Here is a 14791-nt window from a genome sequence, read left to right as displayed (position 1 = left end):
GACATCGGGTGGCCCCGGTCGCGCCCTCCGGACGACCACCGCGTCGAAAAGGTGATCGTCCGTCGCGCCCCGATGGTTACGATCCGGGGCATGGGCGTACAAGCTGTGATCTTCGACTGGGGCGGCACGCTGACCCCCTGGCACGACCTCGAACTCGCCGACATCTGGCGCACCGTCTGCGCCGCCCACCTCCCGCCGGACGCCGTCGAGAAGACCGTCGCGGCCCTCGTCGCCGCCGAGGACGAGCTGTGGCGCCGCGGCACCGAGGAGCACCGCAGCGCCACCCTCGCCGAGGCGTTCGCGATGGCCGGGGTGGAGCCGACCGAGGCCCTCCTGGACACCCACTTCGAGACGTGGACCCCGCACACCCACACCGACCCCGCCGTCCCCGGCCTGTTCACCGCCCTCCGCGAGCGCGGCATCAGGATCGGCGTGCTGTCCAACACCATCTGGACCCGCGAGTGGCACGAGCGCGTCTTCGCCCGCGACGACGTCCTCGGCATGCTCGACGGCGCCGTCTACTCCAGCGAGATCCCCTGGACGAAGCCGCACGCCGAGGCGTTCCGCGCCGCCATGGACGCCGTCGGCGCCACCGACCCGGGCTCCTGCGTCTTCGTCGGCGACCGCCCGTTCGACGACATCCACGGAGCCAAGGCGGCCGGCCTGCGGGCCGTCCTGATCCGGCACCAGACCACCCACGCCTTCGAGCGCCCGGGCCTCACGCCGGCCGACGCCGTCATCCACGAGCTGGAGGAACTGCTCCCGCACGTGGAGCGGTGGCACTCAGCCTGACGGCTTGGCGGCCACGATGAGGTCGCGGGAGATGGCCTGGTCGACGCGATGGCGGAAGCCGCGGTAGGCGTCGGAGTCCCGGACGTCCAGGCCGCTGGCCGCGAGGATCTCGGCGAGTTGCTCGCGGCGGCCGACGAAGGTGTTCCAGGAGATGCCGACGGCGCCGCCCGGACGCAGCAGCCGCGTCCACTCGGGCACGGCGGACGTCAGCAGCTCCACGGGGCTGCGCGACAGCTGGGGCCCGCCCCTGCGGCCGGGCTGCGCCCCCTTCGGCCGGCTGCCGTGCTGGACGCCGTAGGGGGCGTCGGTCACGATCAGGTCGAACGACGCCGGGCGGAAGAACCTGCCCGCGCCCAGCGAGTCGGCGTTCACGACGGTGATCTCCATCGTCTCGCCGCTCTTGTAGCGCTCCTTGGACGCGCCGAGCGTCACGTGCAGGCGGCGCCCGAGGACGGCCTTCTCGCGGCGCACGTTGGTGATCTCGGCCTGGTGCTTGACCCGGTTGTTCTTCAGCCAGGTCTTGATGAAGGCCGCGTAGGCGTCGAAGTCCTTGCCGTCGATGTCCATCCCGGCGGCGTCCAGCCCGTACATCATCGCCTGGTTGAGGGTCGTCCCCCGCCCGCACATCGGGTCGAAGACGCGGGGACGCCCGGTCACCAGGTCCAGGGGCGAGTCGGTCGCCATCGCCGTGACGTTCAGCAGCAGCTTGGTGAAGTACTCGTTGGTCTTGCCCGAGTACTTCTGGATGGTGAGCAGGTCGCTGCCGAACAGGTCCAGCGGCTGGAGCGCGACCGGGCGGAGCAGGTCGCCCTCGATCTGGAAGAGCGCGTAGAGCGACGACAGGTTCGACAGGAGGCGCACGTCCTGCTCCGTCAGCCCGTCGGCGGAGAACGTCACATAGGGGACGCCGCCGATCGCGGTCTCCTCGATGTCGCGGACGCGCCCGCCGAGAGCCCGTTCGCTGAACACCGCCAGTTCCGCCTTGACCAGGTCGGCGGCGGCCTGGGCATAGACCCGGTTGTGCGAGGGGGAGACGAGAAGGCCGTACGCGGTCATTTGGTGGACCCTACTGGACCCCGGGGGCGAAGACCGCCGTGACGGACGCGTCAGGCGGCCTCCGCGCGGTCCCCGGACGGGCGTTCCAGCCCGGTCAGGCCGCTCGCGCCGCGCGGTCCGCGGGCGTCTCGCCGCTCTCGGCCGGAGGCTCCGGATCGGGATCGGCCGGAGCGGCGGGCAGGGCCCGCGCCTCCTGGGCGGCGGGCAGCTCCGGCGCGTCCGGACCCTCCACCGGAGGAAGATCCGGAAGGTGCCGCGCGGCGGCGTTCAGCAGCTCCCCGACGCGGCTCTTGAGGCTGGCGAGATCGGCCCGCGCGACGTCCGCCTGCGCCTGCGCCCTGCGCGCCTGGCGCCGCGCGGCGTCGCGCTCGGCCGCCAGCCGCGTCAGCTGCTCGTGGTAGGCGGCCCGCAGCTCGTCGAGGGCGCTCGTCCTGCCCGCCTGCGGATTCGTGGTCACGTGGGCTCCCTCCCCCGAAGTCATCCCGCGATGGGATCAACGTCGCTGATCGGGCCGTTCGTTCCCGTCGTGCCGAAGATCACTCACCCGGTTCGGGGCGAGGGGACAGCGCCGCGGACGGCAGCCCGGGGAACGCCTCCGGCGGCGCCGCGGAACCCGACCTGGACCGCCAGCGCGCCGCCCACGCCGAGGCCCGCTGCGCGCTGTCGGCCGCGAACGCGCGCAGGTCGGGGGAGGAGGCGCCCGCGAGACCGACGTAGGCCGGCACGAGGGCGCTCTCCAGGGCCGCCGCGAGCTGCGCGGCCGCGCGGGCGGAGGTGACCTGGACCGGCAGCCTGTAGGCGGACGCCGCGGCGACCGGCGCGACCGACAGGACCGAGACCAGCTGGTCGCGGCGGGCGCGGTGCACGTTCCACAGGTCCTTCGCGGTCTGCTGGAGCGTGCCCCGCAGGCGGGCCCCGAGCACCCCGTACCCGTAGACGGCCGCGTGCTCGGCGGCCAGCGCGGTCTGCAGGGCCTCGGCGTCCGACCTCGACCGGACGGGCGGCGCACCGCCCTTGACGGTCATGGCGTGGCCGGCCTCGCAGGCCCCGATGCTGGCCAGCAGCTGCGCGAGCGCCGGACCGGCCTTGGCGGCGTCGGCCATGCGCCCCCGCGCGGCGCGGTCCTCCATGTCGCGGAGGGCCGCGAGGCCCGCGGCGCCCGCGGGGACCGACGCCGCGACGGGGGAGGGGACGGCGCCGCCCTCGCCCGCCCGGTTCCCCGAGCCCGCGACGTAGTGCCGCCTCAGGACGGCCAGATGCCTGCGGTGATGGGCGAGGACGGGATCGAGCCGCGTGGCCTGGGAAGCGTTCGACGACCGCGCCGCCTCGTACGAGGCGATCAGGTTCTGCTCGGCGGCGATCGCGCCCACCAGCACCGGCACGTCCTCGGGCGCGGGGGCGGCCTCCGCCGTGCAGGACGCGATCCACGGCAGTACCGGCAGCGCACCGCCGCCCAGCAGCGCGGCCCGGCCCAGCAGCGCACGGCGTGACAGCGCCTGCGTCGAGCGTGACATCGCCTGCCCCGGCGGCGGTGCGGCCTCTGGCAAAGGGAGTCTCCTCACCCGGTTGCGGAGGTGGCGGCGGCCCGCTGCGGCGGCGGTCTCAGGACGCGCCCATCAGGCCAGCTCAAGCATTCCATATCCGCCGCGCCGGAGAGGCGCCGGAAAGACCGCTGCGGTCCCCGGCTGTCGATAGTCTTGAGGTGTCGGCGGACGAGCGGCGGCCCCGCCGCCGCCAGGCGCACGACAGACATCGCAGGCGCACAACAGGAGGAGGACCCCATGAGCGTCGAGTCCCGTGGCGGCCGCGCTCAGGGGAGGCGCGGCCGGCAGGAGGAGGCGGCCCCGCCGCGCGACGCCGCCCGGCCGAGCCGCGACGCGGCCGCCGCCGCCCTCAGCAGGCTGCTCGCGCCCGCGATCGCCGAGGCGGGCTACGACCTGGAGGAGGTCGACGTGCGGCCCGCGGGCCGCCGCCGGCTCGTCCGGGTCGTCGTCGACGCCGACGGCGGGATCGGCCTCGACGCCATCGCCCGCCTGAGCGAGACGACGTCCGAGCTGCTCGACGGGTCCGACGTCATGGGCTCCTCGCCCTACGTGCTGGAGGTGACCTCGCCGGGCGTCGACCGCCCCCTCACCGAACCGCGGCACTGGCGCCGCGCCGTCGGCCGGCTGGTCGTCGCCCCCCTGACCGAGGGAGGCCAGATCGAGGGCCGCGTGGTGGCGGCCGACGACGAGGCCGTGGAGATCGACGTCGTCCAGAAGCGCCGGGGCAAGGGAGCCGGCGGCGGGAAGGCCGCCGGTGGGGCCGGGAAGCCGTCCTCCCCGAAGGGGAAGACCGCCGGGCCGGAGACCGTGCGGCGCCGGTTCGGCCTCGGCGAGCTGGGGCGCGGCCGCGTGCAGGTGGAGTTCGCGCCTTCGTCGCCGGCCGAGGAATCGCGTTCTCCGGCGCAGCCGGACTAGAGGGGGGAACCTCGTGGACATCGACATGACCGCCCTTCGGGGCCTGGAGAGCGAGAAGGACATCTCGCTCGACGTGGCCGTCAAGGCCATCGAAGACGCCCTTTTGATCGCCTACCACCGGACGGAGGGCGCGGCGCCGAAGGCGCGCGTCGAGCTCGACCGGCAGAGCGGCCACGTGACCGTGTGGGCGACCGAGACCGACGACGAGGGCAACGCCGTCGGCGAGTACGACGACACCCCGACGGGGTTCGGCCGCATCGCCGCGACCACCGCCAAGCAGGTGATCCTCCAGCGCCTGCGCGACGCCGAGGACGAGCTGACCTTCGGCGAGTACGCGGGCCGCGAGGGCGACATCGTCAGCGGCATCATCCAGCAGGGCAAGGACCCGCGCAGCGTGCTGGTCGACCTCGGCAAGATCGAGGCGGTCCTGCCGCCGCAGGAGCAGGTGCCCGGCGAGCGCTACGAGCACGGCGAGCGGCTGCGCGCCTACGTGGTGCAGGTCCGCAAGGGCCACCGCGGCCCGTCGGTGCAGCTGTCGCGCACCCACCCGAACCTCGTCCGCAAGCTGTTCGCGCTGGAGGTCCCGGAGATCGCCGACGGCACCGTGGAGATCGCGGCGATCGCCCGGGAGGCCGGCCACCGCACCAAGATCGCGGTTCGCTCGCGCAAGTCCGGGGTGAACGCCAAGGGAGCGTGCATCGGCCCGCTCGGCAGCCGCGTGCGCAACGTGATGGGCGAGCTGCACGGCGAGAAGATCGACATCGTGGACTGGTCGGAGGACCCGGCGGAGTTCGTCGGGAATGCCCTGTCCCCGGCACGTGTTTCGAGTGTCGAGGTGGTCGACGCCGACGCCCGGGTCGCCCGGGTGGTGGTGCCCGACTACCAGCTGTCCCTCGCGATCGGCAAGGAAGGGCAGAACGCCCGGCTCGCCGCCCGGCTCACCGGCTGGCGGATCGACATCCGGTCCGACACCGAGCCCGTACAGACGCCCCCGAACAGCGCCGGAACCGGCGAATCCGGATCTTCCGCGTCAGGAGAACATGCGACAGGCCCCGCCGACGCCTCGGCGCGGTAGACTCATGGGACGTGGCCCGGCGGCCGCTGTTCGCACGTGCGTGGGTTGCCGGGTTCGCACGGTCAAGTCCGACTTGCTGCGCCTGGTGGTGGTCGAGGGCGTCATCGTCCCCGATCCTCGCGGGCGGCTGCCGGGACGGGGTGCGCATCTGCATCCCGATCCGGAGTGTCTCGCACTCGCAGAGCGGCGCCGGGCGTTCCCGCGGGCGTTCCGCCTGCAGGGCCCGCTCGACGCCGGTCCGCTGCGGGAGCGACTTGCGGCCCCTGCCGCGCAGCAGCAGGATGGCCGAATGGTAAGCGACGTCTAGTCGGAAGCAGGTCGAGATTGCTATGAGCGCTCGATGAGCACGCCGCGATGAGTACGGCAAGTTAGCGACGGTCCGGAGGCCGCACCCCCGGACCGAGTAGGGAGTGCAGTGGCGAAGGTCCGGGTTTATGAACTCGCCAAGGAGTTCGGAGTAGAGAGCAAGGTCGTCATGGCCAAGCTCCAGGAAATGGGCGAGTTCGTACGGTCGGCGTCCTCCACGATTGAGGCGCCGGTCGTTCGCAGGCTGACAGAAGCCTTCTCAAATTCTTCATCCGCCCCCAAGCAGGGCGACCGACGGAGCGCGCCCAAGAAGCCGGGTCCGCGCCCGTCCGCACCGCCGCGTCCGGGTTCGTCCGGCGGCGGTTCCGATTCTCAGGGTGCCCGCCCCGGGCCCCGTCCGGGTCCGCGGCCCGCTGGGCCCCGTCCGGGTCCCGGTGGCCAGGGCGGTCCCGGTGGCCAGGGTGGCACCGGTGGCCAGGGTGGCCCCGGCGTTCCGGGCGGTCCCGGCGGCCAGGGCGGCCAGGGCGGTGCGCCCAGGCCCGGCCCGCAGCCGGCGCCGCGCCCGCCCGTTCCGCCGGCGCCGAGCACGCCGGTGAGCGCGCCCGCGGCGCAGGGCCCGAGCGCCCCGCCCGCTCCCGCGCCCGCTCCCAGTGCCGGAGCCGGTGCCGGAGCCGGTGCCGGAAACCGCGCGCCCGGAGGCCCGAAGCCGGGTCCCCGCACGCCGAAGCCCGGCCCGCGCCCCGCTCCGCGCCAGGGTGGCGGCGGTGGTGGCGGCGGTCGCGGTCCCGGTGGGCCGCGTCCGGGCAACAACCCGTTCAGCTCGACCAACACCGGCATGGGCCAGGCGCCCAAGCCGGGGCCGCGTCCCGGCCCCCGTCCCGGCGGTGACCGCCCGGGCGGCGGTGGCGGCGCCGCGGGCGGTCCGCGTCCCGGCCCGCGGCCGGGCGGCGCTCCCGGCGCCGGCGGCCCGCGCCCGAATCCGGGCGGCATGCCGCCCCGTCCGGGCGGCCCGCGTCCGAGCCCGATGAACATGCCGTCCTCGCGGCCCGCGGGCGCCCCCGGGCGCGGCGGTCCGGGTGGTGGCGGCGGTGGCCGCGGTCCGGGCGGCGGCGGTCGTCCCGGTGGCGGCGGCGGCGGTCGCGGTCCCGGTGGCGGCGGTCGTCCCGGTGGTGGCGGCGGCTTCGGCGCGCCCCGCGCGGGTGCCGGCGGTCGTCCCGGTGGCGGCGGCTTCGGCCCCCGTCCCGGTGGCGGTGGTCGCGGTCGCGGCGGCACGCAGGGCGCCTTCGGGCGGCCCGGCGGGCGCCCGGCGCGCGGACGCAAGTCGAAGCGGGCGCGTCGTCAAGAGTTCGAGAACATGCAGGCGCCCGCCGTCGGCGGCGTCTCGGCTCCGCGCGGCAACGGCAAGACGATCCGGCTGCCGCAGGGCGCGTCCCTGACCGACTTCGCCGAGAAGATCGGCGCCAACCCGGCGTCGCTCGTCGCGATCATGATGCACCTCGGCAAGATGGTCACGGCGACCCAGTCGGTCGACCCCAACGACCTGATGGAGCTCGGGCTCGAGCTGGACTTCGACGTCCAGGTCGTCAGCCCCGAGGACGAGGACCGCGCGCTGCTCGAGTCCTTCGACATCGAGTACGGCGAGGACGAGGGCGGCGAGGAGAACCTCCAGTCGCGTCCGCCGGTCGTCACCGTCATGGGTCACGTCGACCACGGTAAGACCAAGCTGCTGGACGCCGTCCGGCACGCCAACGTGCAGGCGGGCGAGGCCGGCGGCATCACCCAGCACATCGGCGCCTACCAGGTCGAGACCGTCGTCGACGGCGAGGACCGCAAGATCACCTTCATCGACACCCCGGGTCACGAGGCGTTCACCGCCATGCGTGCCCGCGGTGCCGACACCACCGACCTGGTGGTGCTGGTGGTCGCGGCCGACGACGGCGTCAAGCCGCAGACCACCGAGGCGATCGACCACGCCACCGCGGCCGGGGTCCCGATCGTCGTCGCGGTCAACAAGATCGACGTCGAGGGCGCGGACCCGAACCGGGTCCGGGCGCAGCTCACCGAGTACGGCCTGGTCGCCGAGGAGTTCGGCGGCGACACGCAGTTCATCGACGTGTCCGCCAAGCAGGGGACCAACATCGACGGGCTGCTGGAGGCGATCGTCCTGACCGCCGACGCCACGCTCGATCTGAAGGCCAACCCCGACATGCCCGCCCAGGGCTCGGCCATCGAGGCCCACCTGGACAAGGGCCGGGGCGCCGTGGCGACCGTGCTGGTCCAGCGCGGCACGCTGCGGGTCGGCGACTCGATCGTCTGCGGCGTGGCCAACGGCCGCGTCCGGGCGATGCTCGACGAGAACGGCAACAGCGTCGAGGAGGCGGGCCCGTCCCGTCCGGTGATGGTGCTCGGCCTCGCGGCCGTGCCCGGCGCGGGCGACAACTTCCTGGTCGTCGAGGACGACCGCGTCGCCCGGCAGATCGCCGACAAGCGGGTCGCGCGCAAGCGCAACGCCGAACTGCTCAAGAGCCGCAAGAGCAGCTCGCTGGAAGAGCTGTTCAAGGACCTGGAGCGGGGCGAGCGGCAGGAGCTGCTGCTCATCCTCAAGGGCGACGTGTCCGGTTCCGTCGAGGCGCTGGAGGACTCCCTCCTCAAGATCGACGTGGGCGACGAGGTCAACCTGCGGATCATCCGCCGCGGCGTCGGCGCGATCACGCAGGACGACGTCAACCTGTCGCTGGCGTCCGAGGGCGCGGTCATCATCGGCTTCAACGTGCGGCCGGAGCGCAACGCGCAGGAGCTGGCCGACCGCGAGGGCGTCGACATCCGGTACTACTCGATCATCTACCAGGCGATCGAGGAGATCGAGGCGGCCCTCAAGGGCATGCTCAAGCCGGAGTTCGAGGAGGCCCAGCTCGGCACCGCCGAGGTCCGCGAGATCTTCAAGGTGCCGCGGATCGGCAACGTCGCCGGCTCGATGGTCACCTCGGGGATCATCCAGCGCAACGCCAAGGCCCGCCTCGTCCGCGACGGCGTCGTGGTCGCCGACAACCTCACGGTGTCGTCGCTGCGCCGCTTCAAGGAGGACGCGACCGAGGTCCGCGAGGGCTTCGAGTGCGGCATCGGTGTCGGGTACAACGACATCAAGCTCGGTGACGTCATCGAGTGCTTCGAGATGCGGGAGAAGCCCCGCGACTGAGGCGGACGGCAGGTCCGCGCGGCCCCTCGGGGGGCCGCGCGGGCGGCCGGCCCGGCGGCCCCTCCGGGCACGCCGACGATGTGATCGTTAAATGGGTGACCAAGCGCCAGGCGGATCTTCTAGCCTGGCGTCTGTCATGTCCGGGAACACGGTGGATGACCTCCGTCGTTCCATCTCTGATGACTTCGAGGTGATCGACCAGGTGTACGTGGGTGCGCTGACTCTCGACCTGCTGCTGGGGGACGTCCGCTCGCTGAAGCAGAAGCGGTCCGTCCTGCGTCCCGTCATCGCCGAGGTGCACAAGCACTTCCCGGCGGTGGCCGTCGCCGAGACCGGCGACAACGACCTCCACCGCAGGGCGGAGATCGGAGTGGCGGTGGTGTCGGGCACGGCGGCCAACTGCACCGAGGTCCTCGACCAGTGCGAGCGGCTCGTGGCCGGACGGCCGGAGATCGAGCTGCTGTCCGCCCGGCAGCGCCTGTACAGCAGCGAGGACTGACGGGCACGCGGGCGGGTCCCGCCCCACAATGAAGGAGCGGGAACCGACCTTCCCGCTCAGACCATAGAAAGGGAGTGCGATCATGGTGGACGCAGCTCGCGCGCGCAAGCTCGCCGACCGCATCCAGCAGATCGTCGCCGAGATGCTGGAGAGGCGGATCAAGGATCCGCGGCTCGGCTTCGTGACCGTGACGGACACCCGCATCACCAACGACCTCCGCGACGCCACCGTGTACTACACGGTGTACGGGTCGGACGGCGAGCGCGCCGAGACGGCCGCCGCTCTGGAGAGCGCCAAGGGCGTCATCCGGTCGGAGGTGGGCAGGAAGACGGGCGTCCGCCACACGCCCAGCATCACCTTCGTGATGGACTCCCTGATGGAGAACGCGGCGCACATCGACGACCTGCTGGCCCAGGCGCGCGCCAAGGACGCCGAGGTCGCGCGGGCCGCGCAGGGCGCGTCCCCCGCGGGGGACGCCAATCCCTACCGCGAGCCCGACTCCGACGAGGACGAGGACGACGACCTCGACGAGGACGAAGGCGGCTTCGACGAGCAAGACGCCGCGCGGGACGGTGAGGACGGCCGCTCCGGACGCCCGTCATCGTGAACGGCCCGGCCGAGACCGCGGCACGCGCCGTGCCCGGCGCATTCTGCAACCAGAGTGCCCGGTCCGGACAGGGCTCGCCCCCCGGCCAGGGTTCGCGCTCTGGGCCGGGTTCGCGCTCTGGGGCGGGCGTGGCGTCCAGATCCGATGGCCATGCCGAGGCCGGTGCGATGTCCGCGCCCGGCGTGCCGCCGGAGCCCGAGCCCGCGCCCGGCGTGCCGCCTGAAGCCGCGCCCGGCGGTCCGTCGGAGATGGGCGTTGCGGACGGGCGCGGCGCGCCGTCCAGGTCCGCCCTTCCGGTCGGGTCCGGCGGGGCGCCCGCCGCGCTCGACTGGGACCGCGCGGTCGAGCTGATCCGCGAGGCCGACGAGATCTGCCTCGCCTGCCACGTGGTCCCCGACGGCGACGCGCTCGGCTCGATGCTGGCGCTCGCCCAGGCGCTGCGCTCGTGCGGCAAACGCTGCCTGGCCTCGTTCGGGGAGCCGTTCGGCGTCCCGGCGATCCTGCGGTTCCTGCCGGGCCAGGAGATGCTGGTCGACCCGGCCCGGATGCCGCGCGCCCCGAAGCTGATGATCTCGCTGGACGCGGCGGGCCGGGCCCGGCTCGGCTCGCTCGCGGGCGCCGCCGACCGGGCCGGCGCTCTGATCGTCATCGACCACCACGCGTCCAACACCGGGTTCGGCGGCGTGCGGCTGGTCGACCCGGACGCCGCCGCCACGGCGGTGCTGGTCGAGGAGCTGATCCGCCGGCTCGGCGTGCCGCTCGACCGCGACATCGCCCAGGGCCTGTACGCGGGGCTCGCCAGCGACACCGGCTCGTTCAAGTACCCCTCCACGACACCCGAGGTCCACGACCTGGCAGGACGGCTGCTGACGGCGGGCGTCCGGCCGGAGACGGTCAGCCGGGAGCTGTGGGACCGGGCCCCGTTCGACTACCTGCAGGTCCTCGCGGGCGCGCTGGCGCGGGCCCGGCTGGAACGCGACGCCGCGGGCGGCCGCGGCCTGGTCTGGACGGCGATCGCCCGCACGGACCGGCGCGGCCTGCCGTACGAGCAGCTCGAAGGCGTCATCGACCAGCTGCGCCGGACCGACGAGGCCGAGGTCGCCGTCGTGTGCAAGGAGACCGACGACGGCCGCTGGTACTTCTCCGCCCGATCCAAGGGCCACGTCGACCTGAGCAAGGTGTGCGCGGCGCTCGACGGCGGCGGTCACCGCGAGATGGCGGGGTTCGTCTGGGGAGGGCCGGTCGACGAGGCGCTCGACCGGTTGCGCGCCCTGCTGCCCTCCGACCATTGACCGGGGCGAAGCCGTGCCCTGGCGAGAACCTGCCAGGGCGTGGGGACGGCTAGAATCGCCGTCCTCCGTCCGCCCGCCGTCTTCGAGGTGAAGCAAGAGCATGGATTCGGGACTCGTCATCGTGGACAAGCCCGCCGGCTGGACGTCGCACGACGTCGTGGGAAAGATGCGGCGGCTGGCCAAGACCCGGCGGGTCGGGCACGCGGGCACGCTGGACCCGATGGCGACGGGAGTGCTCGTCCTCGGGATCGGGAAGGCCACCCGCCTGCTCGGGCATCTCGCGCTGACCCGCAAGGGCTACGACGCCACGATCCGGCTGGGCGAGTCGACCAACACCGACGACGCGGAGGGTGAGACCATCGCGACCGCGTCCGCCGAGGCCGTCACCGAGGAGGCGCTGCGGGCCAGCGTCGCGGAGCTGACCGGGACGATCCAGCAGGTCCCGCCGCAGGTCAGCGCGATCAAGGTGAACGGTGAGCGGGCCTACAAGATGGCCCGCAAGGGCGAGGACGTGGAGCTCGCCGCGCGCCCGGTGACCGTGGACGAGTTCACGGTGCTGGACGTCCGGCGGCACGGCGGCCTGATCGACGTGGACGCCTCGGTGGCGTGCTCGTCGGGGACCTACATCCGGGCGCTGGCCCGCGACCTCGGCGCCTCGCTCGGCTGCGGCGGCCATCTGACCGCGCTGCGCCGCACCCGCGTCGGGCCCTACGACCTGTCGATGGCGCGCACGCTCGACCGGCTCGCCGAGGAGCTGGAGATCCTGCCGATGGCCGAGGCCGTCGCGGCGGTGTTCCCGCGGCGGGACGTCTCCGACGACGACGCCCGCAAGGTCGCGCACGGCGGGCGGCTGCCGGCCGTCGGCCTCGGGCCCGGCCCGGTGGGCGTCTTCGCGCCGGACGGGACGCTGCTCGCGCTCGTCGAGGAGCGGGGCCCCGTCGCCAAGTCCCTCGCGGTGTTCGTCTCCTGACCCGGGGAGAGCGCGGTGCCGTCCCGTGGCGAGCATCACCGGAGGAACGGATGCGCCACCAACCTACGGTCGCGTAACCTACTTAGGCGTAGGTTCGTGAGGAGGTGTCCGTGACCACGGTGAAAGACGACCCCCCGGTGGCGTCCCCCACCCGGCCGCGACTGCGCGGCTGGCTGCACCTCGGCGCGTTCCCCGCGGTGCTCGTCGCGGGGCTCGTGCTGGTGGCGCTCGGCCCGAGTACGGAGGCGCGGCTGGCGTCGGCGCTGTACGTGGCGACGTCGGGAATGCTGTTCGGGATCTCGGGGACGTACCACCGGCAGCAGTCGCACCGGCTGATCGAGGTGCTCCGCCGCTTCGACCACGCCAACATCTATCTGATCATCGCGGGGACGTACACGCCGTTCGCCGTGCTGGCGCTGGACGGCGCCGTGCGCGTGGCCGTCCTCGCCATCGTGTGGACCGGGGCCATCGCCGGGGTCGTGTTCCGGACGACCTGGATCGGCGCTCCCCGCGCCCTCTACGTCGCCCTCTACATCGCGCTCGGCTGGGTGGCGGTGCTGTTCCTGCCGCAGTTCCTGTCCGGGGCGGGCCTGGCCGCCTGCCTCCTGGTCGCGGCAGGGGGGATCTGCTACAGCGTCGGGGGAGTGGTGTACGGGCTGCGCCGCCCCAACCCGTCCCCGAGCTGGTTCGGGTTCCACGAGGTGTTCCACGCCTGCACGCTGGCGGCCTACGTCCTGCAGTACATCGCGGTGTCGCTGGTCGTCTACCAGTCCGGCTGACGCCGTCCGCTGGATGCGCCAGGGGGCGGGTGCCGCACACCACGCCCCCTGGGTGCGACCAACCCCGCCCCCGCATGGCACTCTTGAGGACGGCAAAGAAGTACCTGACAGGAACGTCCTACGCAGGGAGAGCATGGTGCGGCGCTGGAATGGCCTCGACGAGGTTCCCGCAGACTGGGGCCGTTCGGTGATCACCATCGGGGTGTTCGACGGCGTGCACCGCGGCCACCAGCGGATCGTGGGCGCCGCCGCCGAGGAGGCGCGCCGCCGCGGGCTCCGCTCGGTGGTCATCACGTTCGACCCGCATCCGGACGAGGTCGTCCGGCCCGGCACGCACCCCCCGCTGCTCGCCTCGACCAGGCGCCGCATCGAGCTGCTGGAGGGACTCGGCACCGACGCGGTCGTGGTCGTGCCCTTCACGCTGGAGCTGTCGAAGGTGCCGCCGGACGAGTTCGTCCAGTCGGTGCTGGTCGACCGGCTGCACGCCGCCCACGTGATCGTCGGCGAGGACTTCCGGTTCGGGCACAAGGCCAAGGGGGACGTGGCGCTGCTGCGGGAGCTCGGCGAGAAGTACGACTTCACGGCCGAGGGCATGCCGCTGGTGGCCGACGGCGACACGATCTCGTCCACCTACATCAGGGGACGGCTCGACGCGGGCGACGTCGAGGCGGCGGCGCACGCGCTCGGCCGCCCGCACCGCGTCGAGGGCGTCGTCGTGCGCGGTCACCAGCGGGGCCGCGCGCTCGGGTTCCCCACCGCCAACCTGGAGACGCTGCCGCACACGGAGATCCCGGCGGACGGCGTCTACGGGGGCTGGCTGGTCTGCGACTCCGACCGCTACCCCGCCTTCCGCTGGCCGGCGGCGATCTCCATCGGGACGAACCCGACCTTCGAGGGCGCGGGCGAGCGGACCGTGGAGGCCTACGCCCTCGACCGCGACGACCTCGACCTGTACGGCGAGCACATGGCCGTCGACTTCACCGCCCGCATCCGCGACACGTTGAAGTTCGACTCCGTCGAAGCGCTGATCGAGGAGATGCACCGCGACGTGGCCCGAGCCCGCGAGATCACCTCCTGAGCCCGTCTCACGCCTCGCCGCGCTGACGCAGACCGCCTCGACCGTCGCGCGAGCGCGCGACCTGGCCGGTGGGGGCGAAGCCGAAGGCGAGCCCCCACCGGGAAGCTCGCGAAGCGAGGTCGCGCTCGCCCGAGAACGGTCGAGGTGCGAGCCGCCGGGCGAGCCCCTCGGGCCGGTCTCGCAGTAAACACGCCGTGGTACGGTGAATAGTCGCCGGGAAGGGCCCCGGCGCGGCTGGCTGCACCCTCATGCGGCCCGCCACCCTCTTCAACACGCACCATGCGGACCCGTGCGCCCACCGGGCCTGGATCTGCGGGTGACGAATCCATCGAAGGAGCCACGTGTCGCTCGACACCGCCACCAAGAACCAGATCATCGCCGAGTACGCGACCACTGAGGGTGACACCGGATCCCCGGAGGTCCAGGTCGCGCTGCTGACGCGCCGTATCAACGATCTGACCGAGCACCTCAAGGAGCACAAGCACGACCACCACAGCCGCCGCGGCCTCCTGCTGCTGGTCGGCCGTCGTCGCCGGCTCCTGAAGTACCTCGCGAACAAGGACATCAACCGCTACCGGCAGCTGATCGAGCGACTCGGGCTGCGGCGCTAGCAGGGTGAGGGAGTGGCCCGCCGGGCCACTCCCTTCCTTTTACGGTCGGCGGGCCCACCGGGCCCCGACCC

At 73.3% G+C, this 14791-nt stretch carries 15 protein-coding genes; 12 read left to right on the top strand and 3 right to left on the bottom strand.

Annotated features, from left to right (window positions below; translation table 11 throughout):
* Positions 1–90: 90 nt before the first annotated feature.
* Positions 91–792, top strand: a complete 702-nt coding sequence (locus AB0C87_RS18110; protein WP_345175189.1) for an HAD family hydrolase — start codon at positions 91–93, stop codon at positions 790–792.
* Here the strand turns inward: AB0C87_RS18110 and AB0C87_RS18105 are convergent.
* The 3 genes from AB0C87_RS18105 to AB0C87_RS18095 form a co-directional block, all read right to left on the bottom strand.
* Positions 784–1848: an SAM-dependent methyltransferase gene (locus AB0C87_RS18105; protein ID WP_360578538.1), complete on the bottom strand. Its 1065-nt coding sequence runs from the start codon at positions 1846–1848 to the stop codon at positions 784–786. The genes AB0C87_RS18110 and AB0C87_RS18105 overlap by 9 nt on opposite strands.
* A 94-nt stretch (positions 1849–1942) precedes the next feature.
* Complete coding sequence (locus AB0C87_RS18100) at positions 1943–2305, bottom strand: hypothetical protein (RefSeq protein ID WP_345175193.1); 363 nt, start codon at positions 2303–2305, stop codon at positions 1943–1945.
* A 79-nt stretch (positions 2306–2384) separates the two neighbouring features.
* Entirely contained in the window at positions 2385–3362 is a 978-nt protein-coding gene (locus tag AB0C87_RS18095; protein ID WP_345175195.1) for a ferritin-like domain-containing protein, read from the bottom strand.
* A 267-nt stretch (positions 3363–3629) separates the two neighbouring features.
* Here AB0C87_RS18095 and rimP point away from each other — a divergent pair, with 267 nt between their 5' ends.
* From rimP to rpsO, 11 genes are all read left to right on the top strand, one after another.
* Positions 3630–4307 (top strand): ribosome maturation factor RimP, encoded by a 678-nt coding sequence (gene rimP / locus AB0C87_RS18090; RefSeq protein WP_360578536.1) that lies wholly within the window; start codon positions 3630–3632, stop codon positions 4305–4307.
* 25 nt (positions 4308–4332) lie between these two features.
* Positions 4333–5382, top strand: coding sequence for a transcription termination factor NusA (nusA, locus tag AB0C87_RS18085; protein ID WP_345175199.1), 1050 nt, complete (start codon positions 4333–4335; stop codon positions 5380–5382).
* Entirely contained in the window at positions 5348–5689 is a 342-nt protein-coding gene (locus AB0C87_RS18080; RefSeq protein ID WP_360578534.1) for a YlxR family protein, read from the top strand. The genes nusA and AB0C87_RS18080 overlap by 35 nt, the downstream gene beginning before the upstream one ends.
* Positions 5690–5797: 108 nt before the next feature.
* Complete coding sequence (gene infB / locus AB0C87_RS18075; protein ID WP_360578532.1) at positions 5798–8884, top strand: translation initiation factor IF-2; 3087 nt, start codon at positions 5798–5800, stop codon at positions 8882–8884.
* Between the two features lie 190 nt (positions 8885–9074).
* The gene (locus AB0C87_RS18070; RefSeq protein ID WP_345174204.1) at positions 9075–9383 is read left to right on the top strand and encodes a DUF503 domain-containing protein; all 309 of its coding nucleotides are present in this window, start codon (positions 9075–9077) and stop codon (positions 9381–9383) included.
* An 82-nt stretch (positions 9384–9465) separates the two neighbouring features.
* Positions 9466–9990, top strand: coding sequence for a 30S ribosome-binding factor RbfA (gene rbfA, locus AB0C87_RS18065; RefSeq protein ID WP_345174206.1), 525 nt, complete (start codon positions 9466–9468; stop codon positions 9988–9990).
* Positions 9991–10157: 167 nt separating this feature from the next.
* Positions 10158–11282: a bifunctional oligoribonuclease/PAP phosphatase NrnA gene (locus tag AB0C87_RS18060; RefSeq protein ID WP_360578529.1), complete on the top strand. Its 1125-nt coding sequence runs from the start codon at positions 10158–10160 to the stop codon at positions 11280–11282.
* Between the two features lie 100 nt (positions 11283–11382).
* Entirely contained in the window at positions 11383–12252 is an 870-nt protein-coding gene (gene truB / locus AB0C87_RS18055) for a tRNA pseudouridine(55) synthase TruB (protein WP_360578527.1), read from the top strand.
* Between the two features lie 110 nt (positions 12253–12362).
* On the top strand, positions 12363–13031 hold the full coding sequence (locus tag AB0C87_RS18050) for a hemolysin III family protein (RefSeq protein ID WP_345174210.1): 669 nt from the start codon (positions 12363–12365) through the stop codon (positions 13029–13031).
* A 136-nt stretch (positions 13032–13167) separates the two neighbouring features.
* Positions 13168–14109 (top strand): bifunctional riboflavin kinase/FAD synthetase, encoded by a 942-nt coding sequence (locus AB0C87_RS18045; RefSeq protein ID WP_345174213.1) that lies wholly within the window; start codon positions 13168–13170, stop codon positions 14107–14109.
* 341 nt (positions 14110–14450) lie between these two features.
* Positions 14451–14720 (top strand): 30S ribosomal protein S15, encoded by a 270-nt coding sequence (rpsO, locus tag AB0C87_RS18040; RefSeq protein ID WP_067792110.1) that lies wholly within the window; start codon positions 14451–14453, stop codon positions 14718–14720.
* Positions 14721–14791: the final 71 nt, after the last annotated feature.

This window comes from Actinomadura sp. NPDC048021, assembly GCF_040653135.1.
GTDB lineage: Bacteria > Actinomycetota > Actinomycetes > Streptosporangiales > Streptosporangiaceae > Spirillospora > Spirillospora verrucosospora.
This window is presented reverse-complemented; position numbering and strand designations above follow the sequence as displayed.

Excerpts from the sequence above, each read along its gene's own strand:
- AB0C87_RS18095 (WP_345175195.1), bottom strand. The coding sequence starts at position 3,362 with ATGTCACGCTCGACGCAGGCGCTGTCACGCCGTGCGCTGCTGGGCCGG.
- rimP (WP_360578536.1), top strand. The coding sequence starts at position 3,630 with ATGAGCGTCGAGTCCCGTGGCGGCCGCGCTCAGGGGAGGCGCGGCCGG.
- AB0C87_RS18110 (WP_345175189.1), top strand. The coding sequence starts at position 91 with ATGGGCGTACAAGCTGTGATCTTCGACTGGGGCGGCACGCTGACCCCC.
- nusA (WP_345175199.1), top strand. The coding sequence starts at position 4,333 with ATGACCGCCCTTCGGGGCCTGGAGAGCGAGAAGGACATCTCGCTCGAC.
- AB0C87_RS18105 (WP_360578538.1), bottom strand. The coding sequence starts at position 1,848 with ATGACCGCGTACGGCCTTCTCGTCTCCCCCTCGCACAACCGGGTCTAT.
- rbfA (WP_345174206.1), top strand. The coding sequence starts at position 9,466 with ATGGTGGACGCAGCTCGCGCGCGCAAGCTCGCCGACCGCATCCAGCAG.
- AB0C87_RS18080 (WP_360578534.1), top strand. The coding sequence starts at position 5,348 with ATGCGACAGGCCCCGCCGACGCCTCGGCGCGGTAGACTCATGGGACGT.
- AB0C87_RS18060 (WP_360578529.1), top strand. The coding sequence starts at position 10,158 with ATGTCCGCGCCCGGCGTGCCGCCGGAGCCCGAGCCCGCGCCCGGCGTG.
- truB (WP_360578527.1), top strand. The coding sequence starts at position 11,383 with ATGGATTCGGGACTCGTCATCGTGGACAAGCCCGCCGGCTGGACGTCG.